Origin of the sequence: Hoeflea sp. 108 (genome assembly GCF_000372965.1) — a bacterium.
GTDB lineage: Bacteria > Pseudomonadota > Alphaproteobacteria > Rhizobiales > Rhizobiaceae > Aminobacter.
Genome location: NZ_KB890026.1, coordinates 143,231 through 157,975, shown reverse-complemented (window position 1 = coordinate 157,975; position 14,745 = coordinate 143,231). Strand labels below are relative to the sequence as shown.

The 14,745-nt window shown below is 61.4% G+C and carries 12 protein-coding genes and 2 pseudogenes; 10 read left to right on the top strand and 4 right to left on the bottom strand.

Going from position 1 to position 14,745, the window contains the following annotated elements; all coding sequences use genetic code 11:
* Positions 1 to 1,907 precede the first annotated feature (1,907 nt).
* From repA to B015_RS32875, 5 genes and pseudogenes are all read left to right on the top strand, one after another.
* On the top strand, positions 1,908 to 3,098 hold the full coding sequence (repA, locus tag B015_RS0128695) for a plasmid partitioning protein RepA (protein ID WP_018431216.1): 1,191 nt from the start codon (positions 1,908 to 1,910) through the stop codon (positions 3,096 to 3,098).
* Positions 3,098 to 4,126 (top strand): plasmid partitioning protein RepB, encoded by a 1,029-nt coding sequence (gene repB / locus B015_RS0128690; RefSeq protein WP_026227855.1) that lies wholly within the window; start codon positions 3,098 to 3,100, stop codon positions 4,124 to 4,126. The genes repA and repB overlap by 1 nt, the downstream gene beginning before the upstream one ends.
* A 156-nt stretch (positions 4,127 to 4,282) precedes the next feature.
* Positions 4,283 to 5,491 (top strand): plasmid replication protein RepC, encoded by a 1,209-nt coding sequence (gene repC, locus B015_RS0128685; RefSeq protein ID WP_018431214.1) that lies wholly within the window; start codon positions 4,283 to 4,285, stop codon positions 5,489 to 5,491.
* Between the two features lie 73 nt (positions 5,492 to 5,564).
* Positions 5,565 to 5,813: a type II toxin-antitoxin system VapB family antitoxin gene (locus B015_RS32880; protein WP_081623610.1), complete on the top strand. Its 249-nt coding sequence runs from the start codon at positions 5,565 to 5,567 to the stop codon at positions 5,811 to 5,813.
* Positions 5,810 to 6,223: pseudogene (locus tag B015_RS32875) on the top strand (type II toxin-antitoxin system VapC family toxin). Before B015_RS32880 ends, B015_RS32875 begins: the two are co-directional and overlap by 4 nt.
* Positions 6,224 to 6,250: 27 nt before the next feature.
* Here B015_RS32875 and B015_RS0128670 read toward each other — a convergent pair.
* Positions 6,251 to 7,378, bottom strand: coding sequence for a site-specific integrase (locus tag B015_RS0128670; RefSeq protein WP_018431211.1), 1,128 nt, complete (start codon positions 7,376 to 7,378; stop codon positions 6,251 to 6,253).
* A 340-nt stretch (positions 7,379 to 7,718) separates the two neighbouring features.
* On the opposite strand from B015_RS0128670, the gene B015_RS0128660 reads away from it, so the two are divergent.
* The 5 genes and pseudogenes from B015_RS0128660 to B015_RS32870 form a co-directional block, all read left to right on the top strand.
* On the top strand, positions 7,719 to 8,039 hold the full coding sequence (locus B015_RS0128660) for a DNA-binding transcriptional regulator (RefSeq protein WP_026227817.1): 321 nt from the start codon (positions 7,719 to 7,721) through the stop codon (positions 8,037 to 8,039).
* 147 nt (positions 8,040 to 8,186) lie between these two features.
* A complete protein-coding gene (locus B015_RS0128655; RefSeq protein ID WP_018431026.1) occupies positions 8,187 to 9,800 on the top strand; it encodes a Mu transposase C-terminal domain-containing protein in 1,614 nt (537 codons plus the stop codon).
* The gene (locus B015_RS0128650; RefSeq protein WP_018431027.1) at positions 9,793 to 10,674 is read left to right on the top strand and encodes a TniB family NTP-binding protein; all 882 of its coding nucleotides are present in this window, start codon (positions 9,793 to 9,795) and stop codon (positions 10,672 to 10,674) included. Before B015_RS0128655 ends, B015_RS0128650 begins: the two co-directional genes overlap by 8 nt.
* Complete coding sequence (locus B015_RS0128645; protein ID WP_018431028.1) at positions 10,671 to 11,699, top strand: TniQ family protein; 1,029 nt, start codon at positions 10,671 to 10,673, stop codon at positions 11,697 to 11,699. Before B015_RS0128650 ends, B015_RS0128645 begins: the two co-directional genes overlap by 4 nt.
* Positions 11,700 to 11,927: 228 nt before the next feature.
* Positions 11,928 to 12,041 (top strand): annotated as a pseudogene (locus B015_RS32870) (DDE-type integrase/transposase/recombinase); the annotation flags it as partial.
* Positions 12,042 to 12,095: 54 nt separating this feature from the next.
* Here the strand turns inward: B015_RS32870 and B015_RS31855 are convergent.
* Genes B015_RS31855 through B015_RS0128630 form a run of 3 tightly spaced genes read right to left on the bottom strand, consistent with a single transcriptional unit; the run spans position 12,096 to position 14,545 of the window.
* A complete protein-coding gene (locus B015_RS31855; protein ID WP_040457457.1) occupies positions 12,096 to 12,800 on the bottom strand; it encodes a hypothetical protein in 705 nt (234 codons plus the stop codon).
* Between the two features lie 58 nt (positions 12,801 to 12,858).
* On the bottom strand, positions 12,859 to 13,695 hold the full coding sequence (locus B015_RS31850; protein ID WP_040457422.1) for an ABC transporter permease: 837 nt from the start codon (positions 13,693 to 13,695) through the stop codon (positions 12,859 to 12,861).
* A 28-nt stretch (positions 13,696 to 13,723) separates the two neighbouring features.
* Complete coding sequence (locus B015_RS0128630) at positions 13,724 to 14,545, bottom strand: ABC transporter ATP-binding protein (RefSeq protein WP_018431208.1); 822 nt, start codon at positions 14,543 to 14,545, stop codon at positions 13,724 to 13,726.
* Between the last annotated feature and the right edge of the window lie 200 nt (positions 14,546 to 14,745).

Sequence of the window (14,745 nt, the reverse complement as noted above, 5' to 3'; positions counted from 1 at the left end):
TCACCGTGTTCTTGCAGTTGGTCCAGAAGATGACGACTGCGGAGCTGGGGAACTGGCCAGCTGGAGAGGCCGCTGAGCCACGCATCATCGTAGACCGTCTGCTGGTAGCTAGCTCCCTCGTCCGGCAGTATGACGGCCATTGATGCTGAAGGGTTCTGATTGGCGTACCATTGGTCAACCAATGCGGCAGCACCGCTTGTCGGTCCCACATGGGGCCCGTGACTACGGTAGAGCTTGCGGGTCGCCATGAAAGTCCCTACCCGGTGGACTTCATCGATCTCGCGGTGGTGAAGATTGGCGGGCACGCTCTGCGAGCTGGGCATAGGCGGCCGGATTGTCGGGATTGTCGTATTGCCTTGGCCAATAGCTTCCTGGTCTTGCAGTCATGTGCTGTTCAAGTACGGGGAGGCGGCCGCGCTGATCGCCTGAGGCCGTTGGATCTTCGCTGACGATCAGGCGCCTAACTGACCGATCCGCTCCACAAAAGATGCATCGACCAGACTGGATGCCGTGGGTGGCCGCCGCACCAAGTCTTCAGCTTAGGCATCACGTGCCGCATTCAACAGTGATCCCGCATTTTGGGCTGCTGCGCGTCAAACGGGAGGCCAAAAAATGATCCGCTGTGGGATAATTGAGCTGCAGGCACCATGGCGCTTGCTCAACTCCAGCGCCGCTTCAGCGCCTGCCTGAGCCACGTATCTCTGGCTAATAGTCGCGCTGGCGGTTGCGACTTGGGAGCTTGAGTGTGTGTACGGTTGATGCAGGGGCCTGCCCCAGGCTCAGCAGGTAGAGTCACTGGCAAATTCGGTGGCTACAGCCAGGCTTCCAATTGTCCTCGAGCGCAGCTGCTCATACGGACGCTACCGCCCGTATCGAAGCTGCGACATCGGCAGTGGACGAACTGTATCCGAAGCCAACCGGGATCGTGCTTTCGATTACGAGGTCTCCGCCGAGTTGCCTTCGGCCAAACTTCTACAATGCGAGTTTTGCGGCACGGCGAGCCTTTGTCTTGCTCGGTGGCTAGACGCGGACTGTTCCGCTGCCCGACAGGAAAAAGCGGGCACCGGCCCTGAGAGTGGCAGAGGCAAGGTTATCAGTGCGCGAACAAGACGCTTGCCGCGGGCTACAAATACGCCCTTGGAGCAATTCTCCATAATGGCCGATTGCGTGGCCTGTACCGGCTTTGGGGTGTTGGGTGTCGCCTGTTGCGCAGAGCGGACCTGACATTCTCGCACCAGTCCGGTTGGAAGGGCGCACAAGATAGGAGCTTCCGCGCGGAAAGCTCATCTTCAAATTTGAGGATGGCGTTTGTCCGGCTTGGCCGTGATGGTGACGTGCAAATAACCGGTTAGCCGAGTTGCCCGCGGGCAACTTTCTCCGGCAGGGAAGTGGTATACTTTCCAGGGAGAGCCGGTGTCTCCATCTCACCTCCCGATTGCCCGGGGCAATCGGGAGGTGAGATGAATGAGACTGGATCATCAACGATCATGCGCACCCACGCTGACGCAGCGTGGAGCCGTGGCTGTTGCCTAACAGCGATAAAGTTGCCCGCGGGCAACTTTTGAGAAGGCGGGAGGTTTGTCCGTTGTGGACAGGTCGTTGTGGTGCCGGCTGTGACGCCGTATGGACCAATCCGCAGCCTGTGCTTGAGCGACAGCAAGAAGTTGCCTGCGGTAACTTTTTGCTGTCGGCCATTTTGGAAGGTGCTTTTGAATGTGCCGTAGATTGGTTTGGCGGGGCCGCTTCGTGCGCGAGGAAAATCCTGTCGCGAAGATAAGTTGCCCGCGGGCAACTCGCTAGTTGAGCTCTTATGGTTAAGCGTTTGTCAAATCTTCACGAATCGGGCCATATTGCAGCTGCGCAGTTTAGCTTCTTCTTTCGCGAAATGCGTAGTTTAAGGTTCAGGGATGTTGCAGAGCAGGATACACCAAGAGCAAGAGCACCTTCCGTCGATGTTGTCTGCGGATTCGCAGGAGCTGTCACGGCAGCTGCAGCTCCATCAGCAGAAGATTTTTCCGCCTACCTCCCAAAAGTCGATCAGGCAGTTCACCCCTGCCGAGGCAGCATATTATATCGGGATAGGGGAGGGGTATCTTCGGCAGGTTGCGTCCGAGGGCTATGGACCAGAACCCCTGGCCAATGGCCGGCGCATGTACTCCCCCGAGGACATGGATAGAATCCGCAGGAGCCTCGACGAAAAGAACGGCGCCCAAAAATACGTTCCTGTGCGACGGCCTGACGAAAAGCTTCAGGTCGTAGCCGTGATGAATTTTAAAGGCGGCTCAGCGAAGACTACGACCTCCGCCCATCTTGCCCAATATCTGGCCATACGTGGATATCGAGTGCTTGCGATCGATCTTGATCCGCAGGCGTCGCTCTCTGCGCTGTTTGGCCATCAGCCCGAACTGGATGTCGGGGAGGGCGAGACCCTGTACGGTGCGATCCGATATGACGAGCCGCGATCGATCGCCGATATCGTCAGGGCGACCTATACACCAAACCTCCATATCATCCCGGGCAACCTTGAACTGATGGAGTTCGAGCACGAGACGCCAACAGCGATCGCGTCCGGGACCGCGGAAACGATGTTTTTTGCTCGTATCGGTGAGGCTCTTGCTCCCATCGAGGGCCTTTACGACGTGGTTGTCATCGATTGCCCACCGCAGCTGGGCTTTTTGACAATGTCGGCCCTGTGCGCTGCGACTTCTGTTTTGATCACAGTGCACCCCCAGATGCTCGACGTCATGTCGATGAGCCAGTTCCTGGCCATGACCAGCGAGCTGATGGCCGTTGTCGAAAACGCAGGCGGCCGCACGAGCTATGACTGGATGCGCTATCTCGTTACCCGCTTCGAGCCAAATGACAGCCCACAAAGCCAGATGACCGGCTTTATGCGGGCAATCTTTGGCAATCGTATGCTTCAGTATCCGATGCTGAAGTCGACGGCTATCTCTGATGCCGGAGTGACCAAGCAGACCCTCTACGAAGTTGACAGGGCTCAGTTCACCCGTGGCACCTATGATCGCGCGATGGAGTCGCTCAATCAGGTCAATTCGGAGATCGAGGGGCTCCTGAAGAGCACATGGGGCCGGAAATAATGGCTCGGAAAAACCTTATCGAAGTCTCCGAAAGCACTGCAGCCCTCAGGCCAGCTGAGCCGCTCGCGGCTTCAAGGCCGATCGCTGGGTTGGTTGCTCCTGCTCCACGAGGCAATGCTCCAGTTGGAGGCATTGCCAAGACGCTTGGCAATATCACGCAAAAAGTGGAGCGCGCTCACGACCTCGAACGCCAGATGGCCGAGGGGCAGACGGTCGTCGAGCTCGATACGGCACTTCTTGACGCCTCAATTGTGCGCGACCGCCTCATCATGGACCCGGTTGAACTTGGCCAGTTGGTCGAGCAGATCAGGGACCATGGGCAACAGGTGCCTATCCTTGTTCGTCCGCACCCCGAAACCAAGGGGCGTTTCCAGGTGGCGTACGGGCATCGCCGGTTGGCCGCTGTCTCCCAGCTCGGGCTCAAGGTCCGTGCGGTCGTGCGAAACCTGACAGATGACGAACTGGTCGTGAGCCAGGGCCAGGAAAACAATGCGCGAACCAATCTGTCCTTCATCGAGCGTGCGCTCTTTGCAGCTCGCCTCGAAGACCGCTCTTTTTCCCGTGATGTCATCATGTCGGCCCTCGGCATCGAGAAGACCGCGGTTTCGAAGCTGATCAGCGTCGTGCGCGAAATCCCGCTCGAACTGATCGAAGCGATCGGGCCGGCTCCCGAAGTGGGCCGACGCCGCTGGATGGAGCTCGCAGAGATGGTGAAGCTTCCGGCCGTGCCGGCGCTTCTTGTGCAGCTGACGCAAGACAACATCAGGGAGGCGTCGAGCGATGCCAGGTTCCAGATGGTGTTTTCCGAGCTCGCAAAGAAACCAGCCAAGGAGGCAACGCGCTTCCAGGCTGAGCGCTGGGTCGCGACAGACAAGATGGTGAGCGTGACGGCAAAGGCTGCCGGAAAGACCTATACGCTTGCCCTCAAGGACAAGGACGCCGCCGGCTTCGGTGGCTGGATTTCGGAGAATCTCGAGCGCCTTTATGAGGCGTACAGAGAGTCTGGGAAGCAGGAAACGGGAGACTGATCGCAAAAGAAAAAGGCCCCCAAACGTTGCCGTCGTGGAAGCCCTTCTCATAGCTTGAACACCTAGAGAATCGCACTTCCACGAATCACTGTCAAGAGTCCCGGCATCGACTTCGGTGGGCTGACTTCTTTTGCCTGATGGAAAGGCGAAGGAATAATGATCGAGCACATCTCGACGACGCCCTTTGGGCGGCGGTCGTTGACGCGTGCCATGATGGCAGGGCAAAGGGCCGCAGAAAGCTGCGCGGCTGGGGCCAGTGCCAACAAGTGGCAGGTCTTCAGGGCCGTTTGCGAAGCCAAGGCCATGCTGGGCGCCAGCGATCGCGCCCTGGCCGTCTTGAACGCGCTGCTGAGCTTTCACCCCGACACGGATCTCGTGGAAGGGGAGGGGCTGGTGGTTTTTCCATCCAACGCACAGCTTGCCTTGCGGGCCCATGGCATGGCGCCGGCGACGCTCAGGCGGCATCTGGCCGTGCTGGTCGATTGCGGCCTTGTGGTTCGCCGCGACAGCCCCAATGGCAAGCGTTACGCCCGCAAAGGCGTTGACGGCGAGATCGAGCAGGCCTTCGGCTTCGACATGACGCCGCTTCTGGCGCGCGCCGCGGAATTCGAACGCCTGGCGGAGACCGTGCGTGCCGAGCGGCGGGCGCTTCTGCTGGTCAGGGAGCGCATCACCATTCTGCGCCGGGACATCGGCAAGATGATCGCCTTTGGCCTCGAGGAGGGCATTGCGGCCGACTGGCAGCGCCTGCACATTGAGTTCCGGCAGATCGTGGGTGCCATCCCGCGTACGGCGAGCCGCCTGGAGCTGGAGCCTGTTGCTGCGGAGCTTGCGGTTTTGGCCCAGGAGGTGCGCAAGGCACTGGAAAGCCACGTTAAAACTGAAGAAACAAGCGCCAATGAGTCTCATTCTGAGCGCCACATACAAAATTCAAACCCACAACACCTTGATATTGAACCCGGCCTCGAAAACGGCCATGGGACAACCGCCGCGCCAAAACTGGAGATGAAGAGCCAGCCGCCAACGGGATATCCGCTTGGCATGGTGCTGCGTGCCTGCCCCGATATTGCGGATTATGCCCGAAACGGAATTTCCGGCTGGGGCGAGCTGGTGGAAACGGCAAATCTGGTGCGCGGCGCCCTTGGCGTCAGTCCGGATGCGTGGGATCAGGCCTGCGAGGCAATGGGGGCGGTGGATGCCGCGATCATGGTGGCAGCGATGCTGCAGAAGGGCGAGGCGATTTCCAGCCCCGGCGGCTATCTGCGCAGCCTGACCGCCAAGGCACGATCGGGCGAATTCTCGATCGGCCCGGTGCTGATGGCCCTGCTGCGGGGCAGGGGAGGGGTCCAGGCCAAGACGGGGTGAGCTGTCTTGCCATCACCTGCCATCTTACTAGCAGGTGGCGCTAGCTCTATGTTCTTTGAAAAGGAGGCGCGTCATGGCTGAACCACAACTTTCGATAAGGAGCGCTCGGGCTCGCGACCTGGCGCATAGGCTAGCCCGGCGTGAAAACCGCACGATCGCCGATGTCGTTGAGCGTGCCCTCGAATCCTACGAAGTACGCGAAGCAGGGCGTGAGCCTGCGCTGGCCTTCTACAGCCGATTGAAAATGCAATCAGGCACCGACATTGACCTTGAGGCCACAATTCGTGCCCATCGGCATCCTCATGAGGGCATCGATCTGTGATTTTTGTCGATACGAATGTCATCTCAGAGACGCTGAAGAAGTTGCCTGATGACGCCGTGATCGCTTGGTTGGTCCGGCATGATGCCGAACTGGCGCTATCAACTGTGACGATCGCCGAGATTGCCTTTGGCATCCAAAAGATCAAGCCAGACCAACGTGCCTAGCGTCTGGAACAGGGCCTTTCGGATTGGCGCCGACGCTTTGCCGATCGAATCTTCGGGCTAACAGAGGAAGCGGCGCTGGCCTACGGCGAAATCATGGGTGCTGCCTCACGCAAAGTTCGTCCTATGTCGGCGCCTGACGGTATGATTGCGGCCATCGCCCACGTTAACGGTGGCAGCTTGGCCACGCGAAATCTGAGTGATTTTGGCACGACGGGCCTCGTATTGATGTCCCCTTGGGATTTCTGACGCCGCTTCGACGAACAGGGTATGGTTCTAGAGCCCGCTCGCCTTGGTCAGGTTGACGCGGAAGCGGTCGCGGCGGCGCTGGTATTTGCGGGTCATTTCGGCGCTGGCGTGGCCGAGCTGTTTTTGCACGTAGCGCTCTTCAATCTCAGCCGAGGAGGCGAGGCCGGCGCGCAGCGAGTGGCCGGCAAACAGGGCGGCGCGTTCGCCCTCGGGGAGGTCGCCGCGCACGCCGGCGGCAAGGGCTGCGCGCTTGACCAGACGGGCGACCTCCTGGTCGTTGAGACGCTCGGATCCGACCTTCTTGCCGTGCCCGGTGACGCGCCGAAACAGCGGGCCGTGGCCGATGCGGGCGAGGCTGAGCCAGGTTTCAAGCGCGGTGACCGGGCAGGTGGCGTCGGCCGAACCACGGCCGATCTCGACCTCGCGCCAGCCGGTCTTGCCACGCAGGGTCACCAGCAGTCCCTTCGGGAAAATCTCGATCCAGCCACGGCCGTCCTCGGTCTGGTCGCGGGCGCAGTCGAGCCCGACGATTTCGGAACGGCGTAGGGCGCCGGTAAAACCGAGCAGCAGCATGGCGCGGTCGCGCAAGCCGCGCAAAGTGCCGCGTTCGAGCGTCTCCAGCATGGCGATCAGGTCCTCCGGCAGGATCGCCTCCTTCTGCCGGGGCGGGCGGGCGTGCGCGTTGCGGATGCCGGCCATGACGGTTGCGATGGCGCGGTGCTTGCGGTCTAGGGCAAGGCCGCGCTGGGCATAGTTCCACGACAGCGAAGACAGCCGCCGTTCGATGGTCGAAACCGCATCCTTGCGACCGGCTGCCTTGCCCGACCTGGTGACCACAGCGTCTTGGGAAGCGGCACCCGAAGCGCAGGCGGTGATGTAGAGCCCGACGGTCTCGGGATCCGGCGGCATTGCCGACAATCCCTGGCGGCGCAGCCAGTCGCCGAAATGCTTCCAGTCGGCGGCATAGGCCCGGCGTGTGTTGGCCGAACTCGCCGCCTCGACATAGCTGCGGGCGCGCTCGGCCAGTTCTCCAAGATGGGAAGGCATGCGACCGGAAAGCGAGCTTTCGGCTGCCGGCAAGCCAGGGGAGGGGAGGGTGGCGTCGCCTTGTGCATCCAGAGAACCGTCGGCGCGAGCTTCGGCCTGTCGTCCCATAGCCATCACGACGTCGACGATATCGGGCAAATCTTCGGCCGAAGCGTCGTTTCCGGCACCTTCTTGGGCAGAATCGACTGATTTCGACGTGCCTTCTCGTCGAGCAGAGTGCTGCTGAGCACGGTTTTCGCGATTCTTGTCGGATTGCCGGGTTTCATGAGACTCCGGATTGTTTGTTGTCAATGGTTTGTCCGTGACGCCATTGTGAGACTGAATCGGGGTTATTGAGACTGGCGATAAAACTGAGTCGGAATTTGTGAGACCAGATTGCAGCCAACCGGCGAAGCTGTCCACGGATCCCGACACCGGGCATGTAAACGTCGTAGAATTGGAGGTCATTATGGCAACTAAACCGAGGTTCAAGAGCGATGCCTTCGAGGCTATCCATAGCTCGGCCAACGCAATGTACAAAGTCGGAACGATCGACAAGGCGACGATGCGCAGTTTTGACGAAAGCTGTCTGACGACGCCGAACCTCGAACCCGATGAGATCAAGACGCTGCGCGAGAGCCACCACGTAAGCCAGCCGGTGTTCGCGCGCTATTTGAACACGTCGGAATCGACGGTGCAGAAGTGGGAAACCGGCGCCAAGCGGCCGAGCGGCATGGCCCTGAAGCTGCTGGCCATTGTCCGGAAGCACGGGTTGCAGATCCTGCAATAGGCGCTGGATAGCTTCCGGGTCATGAGCCTTCGGCGGAGCTGCCTTGTCGATGACGTAATTCTGCAATCGATTCGGGGTTATTGAGACTGACCTCGAAGGTGAGTCGGCGTTTGTCAGACCAGCTTCGGCCAGACGCGAGGTTGCCCCGTGGATCATGACGACGCCGATCCCGAGAGATGGGCCGAAGCCCGGCGGCGGGCGGAGATCCTGTCGAAAATGCCGTCGCGACCAGGCGACGTGGATGTCGGCGATGCGATGGCTGCGCTCGGGATCAGCCGGGCAACGCTGTTTCGCTGGCTGAAGCAGTTCCGCAAGGATGACCGCACAAGCGCGCTGTTGCCGCGTCGACGCGGCCCGGATGCGGGCATGCAGCCGCTGGAGCCGACAGTGCTCGCCATTGTCGAAAAGCATTTCCAGAAACTCTATGCCACTCGGCGAAAGCCCACACGGACGCGCTTTCAGCGCGAGGTGGCGGCGGATTGCCGAATGGCGGGATTGCAACCGCCCTCCATTCGCCGGCTCGGGCGCTGGCTTGCCATGCATGATCAGGCTGACCTCCTGCGTCGCCGCGAAGGTGCCAAAAGATCCGAGCCGGTTTTCCTGGCGACGCCGGGCGGACTGGAGGCCACAGCACCGCTCCACATCGTGCAGATCGACCACACCAAGGTCGACGTCACCGTGGTCGATCCGGTGACGCGGTTGCCGATCGGCAGGCCGACGCTGACGCTGGCCATCGACGTCAACACTCGGATGGTCATGGGGTACTATCTGTCGCTGGAAGCGCCGTCTCTCACGGTCGTGGCGCTGTGCCTGACCCATACGGTGATGGACAAGACTGGCTGGCTGGCTTCGCGCGGCATCGCGGCCGACTGGGCCGCGCATGGCATTCCCAGGACCATTCATGTCGACAACGGCGCCGAATTCCATGCGCGGGCCTTCGAGCGCGCCTGCGCCGAGCACCGCATCGACCTAACCTACCGCCCACCCGGCACGCCGCGCTTCGGCGGCCATATCGAACGGTTGATCGGCACGATGATGGGGGCGGTGCATCTCATTCCCGGCTCGCATTTCTCCAACATTCGCGAACGCGGCGATCTCAACCCGGAAGCCGAGGCGGTGATGACGCTGCGCGAACTTGAAACCTACCTCGCGCTGGAAATCGTTGGGTCCTACCATGCACGCATCCACAAGACCCTCGATCTGCCGCCGGCAACGGCCTGGCGAACCCGGATCGTCGAGGACACGGTGCGGATGCCGTCCGATCCACGGCAATTCCTGATCGATTTCCTGCCGTTCGAGGAGCGCACGCTGCAGCGCGACGGGCTGCATCTGTTCCATATCCGCTACTGGTCGGATGAGTTGCGCTGGCTAATGGGCCCAAATCCGCGGCGATTGCCCATCAAATATGATCCACGCGACCTGTCTTGCGTGTTCGTGGCGACAGGGGAGGCGTATCTGGATGTGCGGCCAGCCGACCGCACCCGTCCGGCGATCGCCTTGTGGGAGCACCAGGCGGCGCGTCGTGCGTTGCGGGCAGAAGGGCGCAAGGCCCTCGACGAGGATCTCATTTTTTCTACGATCCTCGCCCAGCGCGCTCTGGTCGACGAAGCGACGCGCACGACCAAGGCGATGCGAAGGGATCTTGCACGGCGCGAGCACCTTACCGCGACGATGATCGACATCACGCCGGAGATCGCCCCGATCGGCGACGACAGACCCCTGCAGCTACCCTATTTCGCGGTGGAGGAATGGGATGACTGAGGATTTCGAGCATCTGTTTCCCGCCAGCCGACAGGTCGCCGCGCTCAGCGCAGAGGAACGCATCCGCAGGATCCGCGCCGACCGCTGGATCAACTATCCGCGCGCCGAACAGGCGCTGCAAAAACTCGAGGAGCTGATCGTCTTCCCGCAGCGCGCCCGCATGCCTAATCTGCTCATTGTCGGCGCCAGCGGCATGGGCAAGACCATGATCGTGGAAAAGTTCTCGCGAGATCATCCCTCCAGTTTCGACGCGGTGACCGGATGCATGCACATGCCGGTGATCGTCGTGCAGATGGTGTCGGGGCCCGACGAGGCGCGGTTCTACAAGCGGTTGCTGGCGGCGATCGGCGCGCCCGAACCGCCGCGCGCAACGCTGTCAGTCCTGGAAAACCTGACCTTGCGCCTGCTTTCAGAAATCCGCCCCGGGCTGCTGGTCATCGACGAGGTGCACAGCCTGCAGGCCGGCTCGGTGCGCGAGCAGACGCGGTTTTTGAACATGCTGCGCTTTCTCGGCAACGAGCTCAGGATTTCGCTCGTCTGCGTCGGCACCCAGCAGGCGCGCAACGCGCTGCGCACCGACGATCAGCTGGTGCGCCGTTTCGAAGCCTTCGCGCTGCCGCCCTGGCAGAACGACGCGGATTTTGGCGGCCTGATCGGCAGCCTGCAGCGTACCTTGCCGCTGCGCCGGCCGAGCGAGATTTCTGAGCCGATGCTGAAGCGCTTGGTCGAGACGACCGGCGGCATCACCGCCGGGATCTTCTCGCTGATGGGCATGCTCGCCGCTGCCGCGATCGAAAGCGGCGAAGAGCGGATCGTCGCCCATGATGTCGCCGACAAGCGCAACATTCTTGCACTGCTGGGAGAACCGGTGTGATCACCGCGCCGACATTGACGCGGTTGCCGGTCGTGCCGAGGCCGGAAAAGGACGAACGGTTGTCCTCGTGGATGCATCGGCTGGCGCGTCTCTACGCCATGCCGATCGACGCGTTTTTGGAGCACTGCGGCTTGAGCGGCCGCAGGATCGGCGAGCTGGAATGGCGGCTTGGGGCAGGGGAGGGGGCTTTGCTGGCCCGCCGCACCGGCATCAGTCTGGATGCCTTGCGGGCACTGACCTTTGCCGGGATCGGACCGCATGCACGGCTGATGATCGCGACCAGCAATCGCTATGTCTGCCCGCACTGTCGTGCGGGCGTTAACCGAAAGACGGCCGCGCTCCCCTGGAATTTGTGGTGCGGCGAGCATCAAATGCGGTTTCGCTTCAAGGGAGGCGGAAGTCTGCAGACCCTGATGTCAAAACCGCAATTGATGGCTCTCGACCGCTACGCGCGCGCCAGTGCGCTGCGGATGGCGGACTGGACACGGGGGAGGGATGAGGGAGCCCCGTCAATCGAGGCGCTGCTGGATTTCCTGACGACGCGGCATCGCAAACCTTCGCCGCCGTCGCTCGATGAACAGCCCGTTCTTTCGCTGGAGGCACGTCGGGCCAATCACGCGTTTCTGACGCGTCCGATCGCGCGCCAGGCGCTTCTGGTCATCGTGCCGGAGTATGATCGCGTTGCACCCATCCTGGCCAAGCCGGTTCCGCGTGGCCTGTTCGCGCTGGCGCACGGCTCTCTCCTGCAGAACTATGCGCTTGCCGTCGGCTTGGGGCGACTGTCCGCCGATCCGGCTGGTTACGCGGCAGCGGTGTTGCTGGCGAGCGACCCGGAAGGCGAGGAACGGTTGCGCGAAACATTGCGGGCGTGGCCGCTGAAGTTGCGCCGGCGTATCTACGGACGGTTCAGGCGGCTTCGCGACGCTCAGAATGACGCGCATCGCGACCCTTTTGCCGGAAAGAGGCGGCCAGTCTCACAATTCCGATTCACCCAGTCTCATAATCATGCTCGGGGAATCTCATAATCATGCGCGAGAGTCCCGCCCAGGCCCTTGAGTCTCATCAATTCTGCTCATCCGACAATTCTGCTCGACATTAGAGGCCATTTCGGCAGCAGATCACTTTATGAACGATAATGCAAGATTATCAGTCATTATTACTAGCCGACACGGCGTGCGGTTTTCTGCTCATTGGTGGTTATAAGTGCACGAGCTTGTTGCGCTTCCCCGCGGGAACGATCGCGGCAGGCGTTGAAGGCGATCCGGATCCGCAAGAGCCGATACCTCAACAACCGGATTGAGCAGGATCACCGCCGCATCAAGCGGCGGGTGCGACCGATGCTGGGTTTCAAGACTTTCACGACGGCCGCCGTAACTCCAAGTCGCGCTGCTGGCCTGACGTCACGGGTGCCTGTTTCCGAACTAGGGCTGGAAACCCGTCTTGAGCGGCGAGGCCGGCGCCGAGCATAGGAGATGTCCGACACAGTCGAGCACAACGTCTGCCGTCCTGATGTGCCAGCTCCGGAATGGTTCTCCGCTCTCAGCCATGCTCAAGCGAGCCCAGTCGCTCCACTCCTGCATCGCCCAGATCAGGACAACCTCTGAATCGTTGCGCATGGCAGTTCGAAAGGCGCCAACCAAATGAAGGCCGAGTCTCGCTGCCTTCTCAAGCCAATGTTCGGAGATCAGTCGAAGATAGTCCTGCGCAAGGCCCGGCCTTACGCTGACGATCTCGTGCAGGAACACCTTTGCTCCAACCACAGTGCCTTCGGTACAGAGTTGCTCGATGTCTGGCGAGTAGGGAGCGGCAATCAGCAATCGGTCGAAACCGCCGCTTCGGTAGTTCTGGGCCGTAAGCCACCAAGCCTCGAGGGCTTTGTCCTGCATGGTGTCGGAGGCAGTTTCGTGCGCAAAACTGGCGGCGAGGCCGTCCCAGTCGTGATATTCCCACAGATTGACGACCTGCGGCCACCGGCCGGAGCTGCCGAGCGTGCCCCAGATACCAAAGCATTTCTGATTGCGCTCAGCGCAATGTTTGCCCCAGTCCGTGGTCATGTGCCTGAAGTAGTTGGCTCGGTTGGCGCCGATGATGTCGACGTATTCATGAATGTAGACCCGTGCGTTCATACCGCACCTCTGCTGGAGCGTTCGGGGGTTCATGCGGGCGCGACACTGCGGAGCTTTGTCAGCGCGCGCTCTTGGTCGTGGACGCGGTCCAAGGCAGCATCAGCCGACCCAGCCAGCGAACCAGGGTGCTGAACAGGAAACCCATGAGAGCGACGGTGCAGATGCCGACATACATGCGATTGGCCTGGAACAATGACCATGAGTGCCAGATGCGGTAGCCGATCCCCTGGCTTGCCTGGACAAACTCTACGCCGACGATCACCAGAACCGCGGTACCGATTGCGATGCGCATCGAGATGAAGAGTTGTGGCAGCAGGGCCGGCCAGGTGACATGGCGAAACATGGCCCAACCCTTGGCGCCAAAGGAGCGGGCCGCCTCGCGGTAATTCTCAGGGATGGCAAGTACCGCTTCCATGCACTGAATCCAGACAAGAAAGAACACTGTCATGCCGACCAGCAGCACGCTGGGCAATTCGCCAAGCCCGAAGATCAGCAGCAGCAGCGGCAGGAGCGCCAGTTTGGGAACTGTGTAGAGCGCGGTGAGAAACGGCTCCAGCGCCGCACGCATCAGCCGCGACAGGCCAAGCAGCAATGCTGCTCCCAGGCCGCTGATGACACCGATGGCAAAGCCGGCAAGCACGCGCAGCGCGCTGGCCAGAACGTCCTGCTGCAGCATTCCGCTCCGGGCCATCTCGACAGCCGACATGAAAATGGCGCTGGGTGCAGGAAAGAACCTGACGTCGAGCACGCCCGCCCGGGCAAAGATCTCCCACAGGATGAAGAAGATGATCGGGGTTGCCACGGCGAGCGCAGTCTCCTGCCTGTTTGCCTTGCTTGCGTAGCCACGCGGGTCCCGTTCTGCCTCGCCCGGCTTGATCGTTATTGTCCGTTCCATCTCGTCGCCTCCTCCGCGTCGATCGGTTCTAACCGGCGTGCCTACCGACCTGCTCGCGCAGCAGGTTCCAGATTTCCTGTTCGAGCCGGGCGAATGCCGGCTCGCCGCGAATGTCGGGCGTACGTGGCCGCGCGAACGGCACCTCGAACTCGGCAATGACATGCCCAGGTCGCGCCGACATCACCACAACCCTGTCGCCGAGCAGCAGGGCCTCCTCCAGGCTGTGGGTGACGAAGACCACCGTGCGCCTGTCCTCCTGCCAGAGCGTCAGCAACTCGTCCTGCAGGATACGCCGATGCTGTGCGTCGAGGGCGGCGAACGGTTCGTCCATCAGCAAGATCTCCGGCTCGACTGCCATGGCGCGGGCGATTGCGACCCGTTGCAGCATTCCACCAGAAAGTGCCGGCGGGTAAGCATTGGCGAAGTCGCCGAGGCCCATCTTTCGCAGCCACAAAATAGCGCGCTCGTCAGCTTCGGCGCTGGCCATGCCCGTCATTTCCAGGCCGAAGCGGACATTGGCCCGGATCGTCTTCCACGGAAACACATTATAGCTCTGGAACACCATGGCTGTCGGCACCGCGCGGGCGCCGCTTGCATGGACCAATATCTCGCCCTCGCTCGGCTTGTGCAGCCCGGCAACCATCCTGAGAACAGTTGACTTGCCGCAGCCAGAGGGGCCGACAAGGCAGACGAACTCGCCGCTTCGTACCGTCAGATCGACACCTGACAGGGCCTCGACATTGCCATTAGCGTCGTAGCGCTTACGCACCCCGCGCACCTCGATCTTGGCCGGGGTCGGGCCGGTAACTGCCACGGCACCTTCGACGTCGGTTGTGCGCAATGAGTTCATCTGTCGCTCCGTGAGCAAGTGCGTTCGGCGCGCCTGAGGGGCGTTCGCGGACGGAAGGCTAGGCTGGCAATCCATGTCGAAACAATCGCTTCTGTGGATTTTCCGGATAGCCGGAAAACCACCGCTTACGTTTGACAGGCCGGATGGTTCGACGCCTAATCGCCTGGTCCAAGCGGGGCCTCGTCGCCGCGCCGGACGGC